This is a genomic window from Glycomyces sp. NPDC048151 (assembly GCF_043202775.1).
GTDB lineage: Bacteria > Actinomycetota > Actinomycetes > Mycobacteriales > Micromonosporaceae > Glycomyces.
The window spans coordinates 571,598-584,788 of record NZ_JBIDBB010000003.1 but is presented as its reverse complement, the minus strand read 5'-3'; the positions used below and the strand labels follow the sequence as shown (position 1 = coordinate 584,788).

At 71.4% G+C, this 13,191-nt stretch carries 15 protein-coding genes and 1 pseudogene; 8 read left to right on the top strand and 8 right to left on the bottom strand.

The genetic code is table 11. The annotated features are described in order from the left end of the window. The first annotated feature begins 12 nt into the window (after positions 1-12). Positions 13-1,146: a trypsin-like serine peptidase gene (locus tag ACGGCP_RS09420; RefSeq protein ID WP_392963399.1), complete on the top strand. Its 1,134-nt coding sequence runs from the start codon at positions 13-15 to the stop codon at positions 1,144-1,146. Positions 1,147-1,158: 12 nt separating this feature from the next. Beyond that, on the top strand, positions 1,159-2,151 hold the full coding sequence (locus tag ACGGCP_RS09415; RefSeq protein ID WP_392963397.1) for a hypothetical protein: 993 nt from the start codon (positions 1,159-1,161) through the stop codon (positions 2,149-2,151). Here ACGGCP_RS09415 and proC read toward each other — a convergent pair. The 5 genes from proC to ACGGCP_RS09390 form a co-directional block, all read right to left on the bottom strand. Further along, on the bottom strand, positions 2,148-2,936 hold the full coding sequence (gene proC / locus ACGGCP_RS09410) for a pyrroline-5-carboxylate reductase (protein ID WP_392963395.1): 789 nt from the start codon (positions 2,934-2,936) through the stop codon (positions 2,148-2,150). The genes ACGGCP_RS09415 and proC overlap by 4 nt on opposite strands. A 90-nt stretch (positions 2,937-3,026) precedes the next feature. Beyond that, complete coding sequence (locus tag ACGGCP_RS09405) at positions 3,027-3,524, bottom strand: DUF1990 family protein (RefSeq protein WP_392963392.1); 498 nt, start codon at positions 3,522-3,524, stop codon at positions 3,027-3,029. 2 nt (positions 3,525-3,526) lie between these two features. Next, complete coding sequence (locus ACGGCP_RS09400; RefSeq protein WP_392963389.1) at positions 3,527-4,051, bottom strand: GNAT family N-acetyltransferase; 525 nt, start codon at positions 4,049-4,051, stop codon at positions 3,527-3,529. Further along, positions 4,048-4,683 carry a GNAT family N-acetyltransferase gene (locus ACGGCP_RS09395; RefSeq protein WP_392963386.1) on the bottom strand — a complete coding sequence of 212 codons (636 nt, stop codon included), beginning with the start codon at positions 4,681-4,683 and terminating at the stop codon, positions 4,048-4,050. Before ACGGCP_RS09395 ends, ACGGCP_RS09400 begins: the two co-directional genes overlap by 4 nt. A 40-nt stretch (positions 4,684-4,723) precedes the next feature. Continuing rightward, entirely contained in the window at positions 4,724-5,716 is a 993-nt protein-coding gene (locus ACGGCP_RS09390; RefSeq protein WP_392963384.1) for a hypothetical protein, read from the bottom strand. 178 nt (positions 5,717-5,894) lie between these two features. Between ACGGCP_RS09390 and ACGGCP_RS09385 the strand changes: the two genes are divergently transcribed. Both ACGGCP_RS09385 and ACGGCP_RS09380 read left to right on the top strand, forming a co-directional pair. Next, positions 5,895-7,001 carry a sensor histidine kinase gene (locus tag ACGGCP_RS09385; RefSeq protein WP_392963381.1) on the top strand — a complete coding sequence of 369 codons (1,107 nt, stop codon included), beginning with the start codon at positions 5,895-5,897 and terminating at the stop codon, positions 6,999-7,001. Then, a complete protein-coding gene (locus ACGGCP_RS09380; RefSeq protein ID WP_392963379.1) occupies positions 6,998-7,663 on the top strand; it encodes a response regulator in 666 nt (221 codons plus the stop codon). Before ACGGCP_RS09385 ends, ACGGCP_RS09380 begins: the two co-directional genes overlap by 4 nt. Here ACGGCP_RS09380 and ACGGCP_RS09375 read toward each other — a convergent pair. Then, positions 7,660-8,352 carry a class I SAM-dependent methyltransferase gene (locus ACGGCP_RS09375; RefSeq protein ID WP_392963376.1) on the bottom strand — a complete coding sequence of 231 codons (693 nt, stop codon included), beginning with the start codon at positions 8,350-8,352 and terminating at the stop codon, positions 7,660-7,662. The two genes, ACGGCP_RS09380 and ACGGCP_RS09375, sit on opposite strands and share 4 nt — an antisense overlap. A gap of 152 nt (positions 8,353-8,504) precedes the next feature. Between ACGGCP_RS09375 and ACGGCP_RS09370 the strand changes: the two genes are divergently transcribed. From ACGGCP_RS09370 to ACGGCP_RS09360, 3 genes and pseudogenes are all read left to right on the top strand, one after another. Further along, the gene (locus ACGGCP_RS09370) at positions 8,505-9,740 is read left to right on the top strand and encodes an RNA-guided endonuclease InsQ/TnpB family protein (protein WP_392963374.1); all 1,236 of its coding nucleotides are present in this window, start codon (positions 8,505-8,507) and stop codon (positions 9,738-9,740) included. A gap of 229 nt (positions 9,741-9,969) precedes the next feature. Next, positions 9,970-10,140: pseudogene (locus tag ACGGCP_RS09365) on the top strand (ATP-binding cassette domain-containing protein); the annotation flags it as partial. A gap of 32 nt (positions 10,141-10,172) precedes the next feature. Then, complete coding sequence (locus tag ACGGCP_RS09360; RefSeq protein WP_392963371.1) at positions 10,173-10,673, top strand: ATP-binding cassette domain-containing protein; 501 nt, start codon at positions 10,173-10,175, stop codon at positions 10,671-10,673. 46 nt (positions 10,674-10,719) lie between these two features. On the opposite strand, the gene ACGGCP_RS09355 is transcribed toward ACGGCP_RS09360, so the two are convergent. Together ACGGCP_RS09355 and ACGGCP_RS09350 are read right to left on the bottom strand one after the other, a co-directional pair. Continuing rightward, on the bottom strand, positions 10,720-11,130 hold the full coding sequence (locus ACGGCP_RS09355; RefSeq protein WP_392963368.1) for a hypothetical protein: 411 nt from the start codon (positions 11,128-11,130) through the stop codon (positions 10,720-10,722). Between the two features lie 177 nt (positions 11,131-11,307). Further along, a complete protein-coding gene (locus ACGGCP_RS09350) occupies positions 11,308-11,787 on the bottom strand; it encodes a hypothetical protein (RefSeq protein WP_392963365.1) in 480 nt (159 codons plus the stop codon). A gap of 159 nt (positions 11,788-11,946) precedes the next feature. Here ACGGCP_RS09350 and ACGGCP_RS09345 point away from each other — a divergent pair, with 159 nt between their 5' ends. After that, on the top strand, positions 11,947-13,191 hold the full coding sequence (locus ACGGCP_RS09345; RefSeq protein WP_392963363.1) for an endo-1,4-beta-xylanase: 1,245 nt from the start codon (positions 11,947-11,949) through the stop codon (positions 13,189-13,191).

The window sequence follows — 13,191 nt, the reverse complement described above, 5'->3', positions numbered from 1 at the left end:
ATGAGGTCACCCTTGCAGCGCACACTCGCCCGAACCGCCGCCACCGCCATCGCCGCCGCCGCAGTGCTCGCCTGGGCGCCGCACGCCGCGTCGGCGGAGCCGCCCCAGTACCGCGCCGACCAGATCGCCCAGCGCGAACCCGCCGGTATCGTCCTCGCGCCGGGCGAGACCCGCACGGTCGCCCACGTAGGCGCGGCCTTCGTGAAGGTCCGCTTCGACCGCGTCGAACTCGGCGAGCGGGACACGATCACCGTCGCGGGCCCGGAAGGCGCCGAGTCCTCTGTGTACCGTGCGGCGGACGTCGCGGACGGGGAGCTGTGGGCGCTCTCGGTCGAGGGCGAGGCCGCCGAGGTCCGCCTCAGCGACGCCGAGGACGGCACGGCCGCTTCGGCCCGCGTCGCCGAGTACTCGCGGGGGCTGAACGAGGCCGAGCTGGCGGGCCGCCCGGGCGAGACGCGCGCGGAGAGCGTCTGCGGACGGGACGACTCGCAGAACGCCGTGTGCTACAAGGACTCCGACCCCGCCGCGTACGGGCGGAGCCAGGGCGTCGCGCGCCTCATCATCGGCGGCGAGTCCTACTGCACGGCCTGGATCGCCGGGTACGACCGGCTGATGACGAACAACCACTGCTTCGACACGAACGGCGAAGCGCGTGTGACCGAGGTGCAGTTCGGGTACGAGTGCGTCAGGTGCGCGGGCGGCCAGACCCGCACCCCGGTCAAGGTGAGCGGGGCGAAGGTCCTGGAGACGGACTGGACGCTGGACTTCACGCTGTTCACCGTGGCCGAGCCGGAGCGCATCGCCCACCTGCCCGCGCTGGAGGTCGCCTCGGAACCGGTCGGCCTGCACGACAAGATCTACATCGCCGAGCACCCGGGCGGGAAGCCGCTGCGGATCGCCTCGGCCAGCTCGTCCGAGCCCGACGGGCTCGGTTCGCGGTGCCTGGTCGGGGACGAGCAGCGGGCCGGGCGCGGCCCGGGCACCGACTTCGCGTACCTGTGCGACACGGAGGGCGGGTCTTCGGGCTCGCCGGTGTTCAGCCGCGAGACCGGGCAGGTCGTGGGCATCCACCACTTCGGCGGGTGCCCGAACCAGGCCGTCCGCATGGACCTGATCCACCCGTTGATCGCGCCGTACCTGACCTGATGGGAGCCGCACGTGAGCGAGACGCAGACCGAGGAGCCGGTGCGGGAGCCCGCGCCCGCGAAGGAGCGCAAGGGCGTAGTGCACCTGGTCCGGGGGATCGTGGGGCTGCTCGCCTGCGTACTCGCGGTCGTGGCCGTGACCGGCGCGGTCGCGGCCTATTACGCGCGGCTCGAACTGCTCGACACCGACCGCTTCACCGAACTGACGGCGAACATCGCGGAGGACCCGGACGTGCAGGCCGGGATCGCCTCGCTCATCACGGCGCAGATCGACTCGGCGCTCGACACGGATCAGATCGAGGCGGAGGCGGACGCGTGGATCGGCTCCAGCGTCGCGCCGGACGCGATCGAGTCGCTGGTGGACTCGGCGGTGGAGACGCTGAAGGCGTACATCGCGAGCGAGGTCGACAAGTTCGTGGCGAGCCCGCAGTTCATCGAGGTGTGGGACGCGGCGGTGCACGAAGCGCACAGCGGCCTCGTCTCGGCGCTCGAAGGCGAGAACACGGGGGCGCTCCAGGTCGACGGAGACACGCTCGTGGTCGACCTGGGCCAGGTGGTCACGATCGTCAAGGACCGCATGGTCGCGAACGGCGTCGAGCTCGCGTCCGAGATCCCCGACGTGGACGCGCAGTACGTGCTGGTCGACTCCGAGCAGGTGCCGGAGCTGCAGACGTACGTGGACCGGTTGAACTGGGCGGCGGACTGGCTGCCCTGGATCGCGCTGGGGCTCTTGGTGGTCGGGTTCCTGGTGATCCCGCGCCGGTGGGTGGGCGCGCTCGTCGTGGGCGTGCTCGGCGCGGTGCTGGCGGGCGGGTCGCTGTGGGGGCTCGCGGAAGGGAAGACGCTGTTCGTGTCGCGCGCGCGGGACGCGGCGTTCGCGCCGGTCACGTACGACGCGTTCACCGATCAGCTGCGCAACACGTACCTGGTGATGCTCGGGGTGTCGGTGCTGGTGGTGCTGGTCGCGGTCGGGGTGCTGTTCCTGCGCCGCAGGCGTTCGGGTTAGACGTCGAGGTCGCCGCCGCGTTCTGCGGCGGCGGCGACGGCGGCGCGGACCGCCTCGTCGACGTTCGACGCGTCGAGGGACTCGAGCGCGGCCTCGGTGGTGCCGCCGGGCGTGGCGATCCGGTCGAGGAGCTCGCCGGGGGGCTCGTCCGAGTCCTGGAGGTGCAGGCACGCGCCGAGGAGCATCTGGTCGACCAGGACGCGGGCGTCGACGGGGTCCATGCCGCCGTCCACTGCGGCGCCGGTCATGGCGTCGGCGAGGTAGTACAGGAACGCCGGGCCCGAACCGGCCACGGCCGTAATGAGGTCCATCTTGGACTCTTCGGCGGTGACGGTGACGCCGATGCGGTCGAACAGGTCCTCGATCTCGGTCAGGTCGGTGCCTTCGGGCGCGGACAGCGCGGTCGCGGCCCGGCGGGCCCCGGCGGCGATGTTGGTCATCGCGCGGACGACGGTGACGCCCTTGGGAAGCCGCTCGGCGAGCTTCGCGAGCGGGACGCCCGCGGCGAGGGAGACGACGACCGCGTCGGGCGCGAGGGAGGGCCCGATCGCGGCGAGCAGGGGGCCGACCGCGACGGGCGGGACGGCGACGAGCACCACGTCCGCTTCGGCGACGGCGCTCGGGTTGTCGGTGCCGACCTCGACTCCGTAGGCCTCGGCGAGCTGGGCGGCGCGTTCGGCGGGCAGCGCGGTGGCCCAGATCTGGGCGGGCGGCAGGCCCGAGTCGAGCAGTCCGGAGAGGACCGCCTCGCCGAGATGGCCGACGCCGAGCAGCGCGATGTCCATGTCATCACCTCCGTGTCAGTGGCGCTCCACCCACAGCCCGAAATCTACGGGCCGGGCCTCCCGGGTGCCGGGATTCAAGGGAAACGGTGCCTATGTCCGCTTCACCGCGCACGCGGCGCGCATCGCGTGCACGAACTGGTCGGTGGCCCGCGACTGCAGGAACCGCGCGACGGGCGCGCCGAGCCGCGCGGCGGCGGTGCCGGGCTCGGAGAAGGACCGCAGGGTGAAGCGGACCCGGCCGTCGACCGCCTCGAGCAGGAACGCGGCCTCGCCGCGCTCGGGGTGGCCGGGCATGGAGCCGTAGCCGAACCCGGCGCGCTCGGGCGTCTCCTCGGCCCACACGACCTGGCACGGAATCCGCAGGAGCCCGGCGAAGCGGAGCCGCACCTCGACGCCAGGCGCGGCGCGGGCGGCCGTGGCTTCGGGGCGGAGGCCGGAGCGTTCGTGCAGGCCGAAGGTCATGAGGAGGTCGGCGGCCTCCGCGAGGGAGCCGTCGAGGTCGGCGGTGCGCACGAGGTGGCGGTAGCCGGACGGCAGGTCGCCGGTGCGGGTCGCGCCGACCTGGGGGTAGTTCACCTTGAAGTCCACGGTCAGTCCATTTCGGGGTTGAGCGCCTGGAAGAGCAGGTGGTCCTGCCACTTCCCGGCGATCTTGAGGAAGGCGGGGGCGACGCCGATCGGCTCGAAGCCGTTGCGCTGCAGGACCTTCTGCGACGCGTGGTTGTCGAGCAGGGTCTCGGCCTGGACGCGGGCCAGGCCGAGGTCGTTGAACGCGAACCGTTTCGCCAGGTCAACGGCGGCGGACGCGATCCCGCGTCCGGCCTCGCTCTGCGCGACCCAGTAGCCGATGCTGCACGAGCGGAAGTACGGGCCGACGATGATCGAGTTGTGGAAGATCTGGCCGACGACCCGGCCGTCCTCCTCGATCGCGTGCGCGACGCCGGTCCCGGCCTCGGTCCGCGCGAACGCGGCCTCGATCGACTCCCGCAGGCCCTCCACGGTGTAGGCGGCCTCGCCGCGGTCGGGCTCCCAGGGCTCCAGGTACGCGCGGCTGGCGACGCGCAGCGCCGCGAGCGGCCCGGCGTCGTCGAGCACGAGGGGACGGATCGTGATCATGACCTGATTCTGCCGCGTCCCGCCCGCTCCGGCGGTACGGGTGCGGACATCGACAGCCCCCGATGGCGAACGAGGCCGGGCTCGACCGGCGGCTGCAGGACGCGATCCGCTGCAGGTAAGGCCCGCAGGTCCAGCGTGTGCCAGTCGAGCACGCGCCCGTCGGGTTCGCTGCGGCGCTGCAGGAACGCGAAGCCAGCACGCGCGGCGACGGCCGCCGAGAGCGTGTTCGCCGGCTCGCAGCGGATCACGGCCTCGGTGCAGCCGATCGAGGCCGCGTAGCCGCAGGCGAGGCGCACCGCGCGGGTCGCCAGGCCCCGGCCGCGCCACTGCGGGTACAGGCCGTACGCGAGGTTGGCCTGGCCCTCGCGCAGGTAGTACTGGCCGGTCTGGACGTCCACGGTCCCGGCCAGCGCGAGGTCGGGGAGGACGCGGATACCGAAGTTGTGGAACGGGCCGCCGTCGCGCCACCAGCGCGCGCAGCAGTCGAGGTAGTCGCGCAGGCCCTCCGGGGTGGCCGGGTCGCCGCTGAGCCAGCGCACCAGCTCCTCGTCCTCCCCCGCGTAGTGCGCCGCGAAGTCGGCGGGCCCGAGCGGGAGGAGCGTGACCGTGCCGTCGGTGAGCGCCTCGTCCATGCGTTCAGCCTCGCGCAGTCCGCGCCCTCCCGCAACGGATTCAGCGGGTGCGGCGCAGCGCGATCCAGCCGAGGACGACGACGAGGAGGGTCGCGGCGGCGTTGTGGGCGTACTTCGCGAGCGGGTCCACGTCGCCGATCGGGACGGCGAGGAAGCCGGTGAGCGCCTGCGACAGGAGCGCCCCGACCGCGAGCGCGGTGACCTGGCGGCGGCCCCACGCGGTGGAGCGGGCGAAGTAGGCGGCGGCGAAGGCCATGGCGCACAGCACGCCCAGCGTGACCGCGACGCCGGTCCAGGTCTCGTCCCAGCCGAAGGAGAACACGGCGAGCGCCGAGGCCGCGATGATCATCCAAAGGGGAGGGATGCGGCGTTCGACGCGTTCGGCCTTCCTGCGGCCGAAGAGGAACGCGAGGGCGACGAGCGCGACCGCCACTGCGCCGGCGCCCGCGAGCTGCCCGGCGGAGGCGTGGTCGGTCTCGGTCGCGTAGTGCCAGTCGAGGACCATCCAGGCCCCGGCGAGGTACAGGAGGACGGTCACGACCAGGCCGAACGGGCGCAGCCAGGGGCGGTCCGCGGCGCGCGGGCCGAAGCCCTCGACGAGGGCGATCGGCGCGGCGAAGCTCATGATCATGTGCCCGAGGACGAACGTCAGCGCCGACGAGGCCGCGAGTCCGAGCGCGGGGATCCAGGTGGGACCGACCATGTCCTGCCAGTAGTCGATGCCGCGGTAGTCGGCGGAGAACATCGACTGGTCGATGATCCCGGCCTGCACGACGCCGAGCGCGGCCGCGACGGCGAGCACGCCGCCCCAGCCGAGGCCGAAGCGGCGCGCGGCCTCGCGCAGGAGGACCGCCGGGGCGCCGTAGAGCGGGATGAAGACGAGGAGGCCGATGAGGAGCGCGAGCGGGTTCCCGGTGGAGTCGTCGTAGCCGACGAGGCTCTCGGCCGCGATCGGGGAGAGGACGGCGAGGGCGAGGACGAGCGGCAGCCGGACGGGGCCGACGCGGGCCGGTGCGGGAGTGGTGGTTTCCATGGCTTCGACGCTATGGGCGCGAAGGGGTCCGGCGCATCGGCGCACGGTATCGGAGGCGCTGTCGTCGGCATGGATTCGCGGGGCCGGGTCGCGACCGAGGGCGCGGGCGGGCCGACGAAAGTATCGGATCGGGGCGGGAGGCTCGCCCCGGCGGCGCGGGGCGGATAGGTTCGGGCCCATGAGCGGCGACGGAGCGAGGCGCGGTGCGCGCGGCCTGGCGGTGGACCTGGGCGTGTTCGCGATCGGGGTGTTCTCCTGGCTGTTCATCGCCGGGGAGCGGTTGAACGGCGGGATGCCTTCGCCGCCTTGGCTGTTCGACGTGGACATGGCGACGGGGCTGCTGGCGCTGCCGCTGCTGTGGATGCGGCGGCGCTGGCCGGTGCAGGCGGCGGTGGCGCTCGTCGTCGCCTCGGTGTACGCGGAGACCGTCGCATTCCCGCTGATCGTCATGCTGTTCTCGGTGGTGGTGCGGCGGCCGCTGCGCACGGCCGCGTGGGTCTTCGCGGCGGCGTTCGCGGCCGGGATCGGGTACATGCTCCTGCGGCCGGACGAGATGAGCGTCGCCGGTTCGCTCGGGTTCTCGCTGGCGCTGCTGGCGGCGACCGCGGGCTGGGGCATGTTCGTGCGGTACCGGCGGCAGTTGCAGGCCCGTGCGGCGCAGGCGGAGCGGGACGAGCGAGAGCGGGCGCGGCAGCGGGCGCGCGACGAGCTCGCGCGGGAGCTGCACGACATGCTCGGGCACCGTCTGTCGCTGCTGAGCCTGCACGCGGGCGGCATGGAGTACCGGCCGGACGCGCCCGCCGGGGAGCTGGCGCGCGCGGCGGGGGTGGTGCGGGAGCAGTCGCAGCTGGCGATGCGGGACCTGCGGGAGATCATCGCGATCCTGCGTGCGCCGATCGGCGAGCTGCCGCAGCCGACGATGGGCGACCTGCGGGACCTGGTCGAGGAGGCGCGGCCCGCGATGCGGGTCGATTTGCGCGTGGACGTCGAGGGCGAGGTGCCCGAGCGTGCCGGGCGCACCGCGTACCGGATCGTGCAGGAGGCGTTGACGAACGCCCGCAAGCACGCCGAGGACGGCCCGGTGTCGATCACTGTGGAGGGTCGGGTGCACGACGGTCTCGGCGTCACCGTGGTCAACGGGCCGGGCCGGGACACGGGGCCGGGGTCGGGGCACGGGCTCATCGGCCTGGAGGAGCGGGCCGCGCTCGCGGGCGGGCGGCTGGAGTACGGGCCCGGGGCCGATGGCGGCTGGCGGGTGCACGCGTGGCTACCCTGGAGCGCATGAGCGAGCCCTCCGTGAAAGTCCTGGTCGTGGACGACGACCCGCTGGTGCGTTCGGGCCTGCGGATGATCCTCGGCGGGGCCGGGGACCTGGCGGTGGTCGGCGAGGCGGGCAGCGGGGCCGAGGTGCCGGAGCTGGTGGCGAGGCTGCGGCCCGACGTGGTGCTCATGGACCTCCACATGCCCGGTGTGGACGGCCTGACGGCGACCGAGCGGCTGCGGGCCGTCCCGGACGCGCCGGAGGTGCTGGTGCTCACCGCGTTCGAAGCGGACGGCCACGTGCGGCGGGCGTTGTGCGCCGGGGCGGGCGGGTTCCTGCTGAAGGACACGCCGCCCGCCGAGATCGTGGCGGCAGTGCGCCGGGTCGCGAACGGCGAGCCGGTGCTCTCGCCGGAGGTGACGCGGCGGCTGATCGGGATCGTCGCGGGCGGCGCCCCTGCGGACCGCCGTACGGAGGCGCGGGAGCGCTTGGGGGCGTTGAACAGCCGTGAGACTGAGGTCGCGGTCGAGGTCGGGCGGGGCAGTTCGAACGCGGAGATCGCGGCGGCCCTGCATTTGAGCGTCCCCACGGTGAAGACGCACGTCTCGGCGGCGTTGAGCAAGCTGGGCCTGAACAACCGCGTGCAGCTCGCGCTGCTGGTCAACGACGCGGGGCTGGCCGACTAGGGGCGGCGCAGGCTGACGGCGAGGAACGAGGGCCGGGCGTTGAGCTTCGCGAACGCCTCCGGGTCGACCGCTTCCAGTTCGGGGACCGGGCGGGGCTCGGTGATCGTCTCGAGGGCGAAGCCCGCGTCGAGGAGTTCGGTGAGGAAGCCTGCGACGGTGTTGCGCTGGAAGTGGATCGGCGGCAGGTCCTCGCGCAGGTGCAGGTCGACCCAGTCGTCGGAGAAGTAGGTGCCGCCGAAGTGCTTCCAGTCGGCGGCCGGGTGGGTGGTCGAGACGAGGAGGCGTCCGCCGGGCTTGAGGACGCGGAAGACCTCGGCGAGGAGCGCGGCGCGGTCGCGGATGTGGTGGACGACGAGGGCGCAGAGCGCGGTGTCGAAGGAGGCGTCGGCGAAGCCGAGCGGCCGTTCGAGGTCGTGCTGGCGCAGTTCGGCGCGGTCGCCGACGCGTTCGCGGGCGTGGGCGAGGAGTTCGACGCTGCCTTCGATCCCGGTGACGTGGGCGCCGCGTTCGAGCAGGGCTTCGACGTAGAAGCCCGCGCCGCAGCCGATGTCGAGGACGCGTTCGCCGGTGACGTCTCCGGCGAGGGCGAGCATCGCGGGCCGGTCGATGTAGGCGTTGTAGACGCCGTGCGCGGCATGGGCGGCGAAGGCGTCGCCGAGCGCGCCGTGGTACGCGGTCTCTCGAAGCATCGGGCCAGTATCGGGGAACCGGACGCCGCCGCGCCAGTGCTTTCGAGCCAACGACTCTTACCGAACGGATGTCATAAAGCACTCCACGTTCGAGTGATACCAATTGAACCGGGAACGGCAAATCGTCATAGCCGCTCATTACGCTTGAACGCATGGGTACGCAGCTTCGTTACTCCTTTCGGGCGTATCCGACCGTGCCGCAACGGGTTCGGGCGGCGCGGTTGTTCGGGTGCTGCCGGGTGGTGTTCAACGATGCGGTCGCTGCCCGCAAGCGAGCTCGTGCCGAGGGGTTGCCGTATCCGCGCTTCGCGGAGTTGAGCAGGAGGCTGATCACCGAGGCGAAGCGGACTGAGGGCCGGGCCTGGCTCGGCGAGGTGTCGTCGGTGCCGCTGCAACAGGCGCTCCGCGACGCTGATGCAGCGTATGCGAACTTCTTCGCGTCGCTCCAGGGGAAGCGCAAGGGCCGCAAGATGAGTGAGCCGCGCTTCAAGAAGCGGTCGAACCGCCAGGCGGCGCGGTTCACTCGCAACGCCGGGTTCAAGCTCCTCGACGACGGGCGGTTGCGGCTGCCGAAGATCGGCGATCTGAAAGTCGCTTGGTCACGGCGACTTCCGGCGGCACCTTCGAGTGTCACCCTGCTGCGGGAGCCGAGCGGCAGGTACTTCGTGTCATTTGTGGTCACCGTGGAAGGCGATGAAACACTGCCGCCGGTCGATGATGAGACCGGGATCGATCTGGGGTTGAAGTCGTTCGCAGTGATGCGTGGCGGGAAGGCGATCGATAATCCGCGGTTCTTCAAGCGGATGGAGCGGAGGGTCGCGAAGACGCAGCGCGCCTTGGCGCGCAAAGTAAAGGGATCAGCGAACCGAGAGAAGGCCCGGGTGAAGGTGGCGCGGTTGCATGAGCGGACCGCGAATCGGCGTAAAGACTTCATCGAGCAGGCGACGACCAGGATCATCCGTGAGAACCAAGCGGTGTTCGTGGAGTCGTTGTCGGTGTTGGGCCTGTCACGGGGCCGGTCGGCGAAGTCGGTGCACGATGCCGCGTGGGGGCGGTTCCTGCGGTCGCTGGAGGCGAAGTGCGGCCGGTACGGGCGCGAGTTCGTCGCGATCGACCGGTGGTTCCCGTCGACGCGGTTGTGCTCGGAGTGCGGGGCGTTGACCGGGCCGCGAGGGCAGGCGGAGCTGAAGGTGCGGCGATGGGCGTGCCTGTGCGGTGCGAAGCACGACCGTGATGCGAATGCTGAGATCAACATCCGCCGTGAGGGGCGGCGGCTGCTCGAAGAACGACAAGTGATGCTCGCCGAGGGACGAAGTAGCTCCGAGTCCGGAGTGAAACCGGAGAGTCGAGACGACTGTGGAGGGATCGGGGACCCGCAGCCAGGCTAGCCCTGGTCGGGGAGACCTGGCCGCCTACCGGCGGCCGGGCGCGGCCCGCAACACCCCGCTGCCGGCGGGGAAGGAAGCAGTAACCACCACTGCCGCGAGGCAAGTGGACCACCGCAAGGTGGGCATCCCCGCCGGAAACAGCGAGGAGGACGTCAATGGATGATGTACACGTCTCGGCGTCGACCCCTCGCTCATCGAGAGCGACGAGGTCCCGGGCGACGGCTACGACCTCGAAACCGTTGCGGGAGAACAGGGCCGGAACTTCTCCGGCGGCGAGCGCCAGCGCCTCATCCTCGCCCGCGCGCTCCTCGTCGACCCCGAGATCCTGGTCCTCGACGACCCGGCCAGCGCGTGCGACGCGCAGACCGAGGCCCGCATCGCCGAACGGCTCGCCCGGGCGGCGCGGCGACCGCGGAGATCGACGAGACCTCCTTGCGGCGCTTCGTGATCCTCGCGACCCAGGAGTACCACCTGTTCAACGACACGCTCGGCTCGAACCTGCGCCTGGGCGCGCCCGGGGCCACCGACGCGCAGCTGCACGAGGCCCTGGCCGTGGTCGGCGCGGGCGACCTGCCCGGGCGGCTCGGCGACGGCCTCGACACCGTCGTCGGCGGGCGCGACCACGCCCTGACCCCGGCGGAGGTCCAGCAGGTCGCGCTCGCGCGCGTCATCCTCGCCGCGCCCGAGGTGATCGTCCTCGACGAGGCGACCTCGATGCTGAGCCCCAACGCGGCCAGCGACATCGAGCAGGGCCTCAACCGGATCCTGGCGGGCCGCACGGTCGTCAGCATCGCCCACCGGCTCAACACCGCCCACGACGCCGACCGCGTCGCCGTCGTCGAACACGGCCGCATCACCGAACTCGGCTCCCACGACGAACTCCTGGAGAAGGACGGCTCGTACGCGGCCCTGTGGCGCCGCTGGCACGGCTGACGCGCGGCGGCGCGCCGCCCTTGTGGGGCGGCGCGCCTTCGTGCGCTCAGACCCGGGTGGTCCACCAGTCGGAGCAGTCCCATCCGGTGGAGGAATCCCAGCAGACGCTCCACCTGATGTCGTGGCCGTCGGTGAAGTCCTTGTTGCAGTAGGTCCACGCCTTGGCCTGGCCGAGCGTGTCGATGCACTCGCCGGTGCGGGTGCCGTCCTCGTCGTACCAGCGGAGCTTGACGCCGTAGCCGTTGGCCACGTTGTCCTTGACCCACAGGTCGTCGCCGTTCGCCTGGACGCAGCCGTCGACGTTGGGGGTGTACCGGCGGTCGGTGCAGGAGCCGGTCCAGTCGGCGTCCACGGCGTAGTTGATCTCGGCGGCGGCCGCGGCCGGGGAGGCGAGCCCCAGGACGGCGAAGAGGGAGACGGCGAGTGCTGCAAGGAGAGCGGGAATCCGCTTTCGCATCGTTGCGGTCCTTTCTTGGCTAAGGCTCCCACTCAGTTCGAGTACTGAGCGGGGTGCCGCAGACACGCTGCGCGGCAGGGGGATCCGCGTCACACGACGTTGCCGCACTTTGGACGCGCGCGCAGGAGCGCGGGGTTGCCCGGGCCTTGCAAGTTTTTGGGATCGGTACCACGGACCTCAGGAGGTCTGCTCGTAGAAGACGCCGTCGAGGACACCCTCCTCGAACTCGTAGATGTACATCTTCAGTTCGTCGTCCCCGGTGAGGAAGAGCGTGTCGGTGAAGTCGGTGACGTCCTGGACCCCGGTCTCGCCGAAGTCGAGCTGGATCCACTCCCCCGCGCCGGCCTCCTCGCACGCGTAGCCGTCGGGGTCGGGCTGGCCGTCGTGGTAGTCCTCGAAGGGGTAGGTGTCGCAGAGTTTCCAGGTGCCTTCGGCCTGTGTGCCGGGCTCCTCCCTGTCAGCGGGCGTGAGCGTGAAGGTGCCGTCGTCGCGGAACTCGATCGTCCGATCGCCGCCTTCCCAGGTGCCCGCGATCGCGTCGAGCGGGGCCTTCTCCTCGGGCGGATCCTCGTGCGGGGCCGGCCCGAAGCCGCCGCAGGCGAGGCCCATGACGAGAACGACGGCGGCCGTGGCGATGAGATAGGGGCGCGGGGGCACTGGAGGCTCCAATCGGGGTTCGGATTCCTGGCATCGCCAAGCTACCCCGAAACATGAACATGTTCAAAACCAGATCGGCGTGAGGCTTCTCGCTTGACTCGGCGGCTTCGGACTGCTGGAATACATGGCATTGAAACTTCCATGGAAAGTAGCCCTCGAATGACCGAAACTTTCAGTGACGCTCGGATCAGGGAGCACCGCGCGGCCGACGCGACGGTGACCGTCACCCTCGACGGCGAACCGCTCGCCGGGCGCGAGGTGGTGCTGGAGCAGACGCGCCACAGGTTCCTGTTCGGCTGCACCGGATTCGAGCTGATCGACCACGCCAACGGCACCTCCCCCGACCCCGAGGCGGACGCGCGCAACGCCGAGCTGTGGGAAGGCCTGTTCAACTTCGCGACCCTGCCCTTCTACTGGGGCACGTTCGAACCCGAGCGCGGCAAGCCCCGCACCGAGGCGCTCCGCAAGGCCGCCCAGTGGTTCGCCGACCGCGGCCACCCGGTCAAGGGCCACCCGCTCGCCTGGCACACCGTCTGCGCCGATTGGCTGCTCGACCTCGAGAACGAGGAGATCGCCCGCGTCCAGGTCGAGCGCATCAAGCGCGAGGTGAGCGAGTACGCCGGCGTCATCGACATGTGGGACGTCATCAACGAGGTCGTCATCATGCCGATCTTCGACAAGTACGACAACGGCATCACCCGCATCTGCCGCGATATCGGCCGCATCCCCATGGTGCGCATGGTCTTCGACGCCGCCCGCGAGGCGGGCCCGAACGCCACCCTGCTGCTCAACGACTTCGACATGTCGGCGGCCTACGAATGCCTCATCGAAGGCGTCCTCGAAGCGGGCGTCAAGATCGACGCGCTCGGCCTCCAGAGCCACATGCACCAGGGCTACTGGGGCGAGGAGAAGACCGAGGCCATCCTGGAGCGGTTCTCCCGCTACGGCCTCCCGATCCACTTCACCGAGACCACGATCCTCTCCGGCGAGACCATGCCGCCCGAGATCGAGGACCTGAACGACCACCAGGTCGACTCCTGGCCCTCCACCCCCGAGGGCGAGGCCCGCCAGGCCGACGAGGTCGAACGCCACTACCGGACGCTCCTCGCCCACCCCTCGGTCGAGGCGGCGACCTACTGGGGCCTGTACGACAAGGGCATGTGGCTCGGCGCCCCCGGCGGCTTCGTCCGCCTCGACGGGACCACCAAGCCCGCCTACGACCGGCTCCACCACCTCATCAACGACGAATGGGGCACCCCGGCCACCACGATCGCCACGGACGCCGAAGGCCGCCTCCGCTTCAACGGCTTCCTCGGCGACTACAAGCTGACCTTCAAGGACCGCGAGGTCGCCTTCACCCTCGACAAGGCGGGCGCTGCGGAACTCGCGATCGACCTGGACTAG

Bases quoted from the DNA above. Each gene is read 5' to 3' on its own strand.
- ACGGCP_RS09400 (WP_392963389.1), bottom strand. From the start codon at position 4,051: ATGATCACGATCCGTCCCCTCGTGCTCGACGACGCCGGGCCGCTCGCG.
- ACGGCP_RS09385 (WP_392963381.1), top strand. From the start codon at position 5,895: ATGAGCGGCGACGGAGCGAGGCGCGGTGCGCGCGGCCTGGCGGTGGAC.
- ACGGCP_RS09395 (WP_392963386.1), bottom strand. From the start codon at position 4,683: ATGGACGAGGCGCTCACCGACGGCACGGTCACGCTCCTCCCGCTCGGG.
- ACGGCP_RS09375 (WP_392963376.1), bottom strand. From the start codon at position 8,352: ATGCTTCGAGAGACCGCGTACCACGGCGCGCTCGGCGACGCCTTCGCC.
- ACGGCP_RS09370 (WP_392963374.1), top strand. From the start codon at position 8,505: ATGGGTACGCAGCTTCGTTACTCCTTTCGGGCGTATCCGACCGTGCCG.
- ACGGCP_RS09390 (WP_392963384.1), bottom strand. From the start codon at position 5,716: ATGGAAACCACCACTCCCGCACCGGCCCGCGTCGGCCCCGTCCGGCTG.
- proC (WP_392963395.1), bottom strand. From the start codon at position 2,936: ATGGACATCGCGCTGCTCGGCGTCGGCCATCTCGGCGAGGCGGTCCTC.
- ACGGCP_RS09345 (WP_392963363.1), top strand. From the start codon at position 11,947: ATGACCGAAACTTTCAGTGACGCTCGGATCAGGGAGCACCGCGCGGCC.
- ACGGCP_RS09355 (WP_392963368.1), bottom strand. From the start codon at position 11,130: ATGCGAAAGCGGATTCCCGCTCTCCTTGCAGCACTCGCCGTCTCCCTC.
- ACGGCP_RS09380 (WP_392963379.1), top strand. From the start codon at position 6,998: ATGAGCGAGCCCTCCGTGAAAGTCCTGGTCGTGGACGACGACCCGCTG.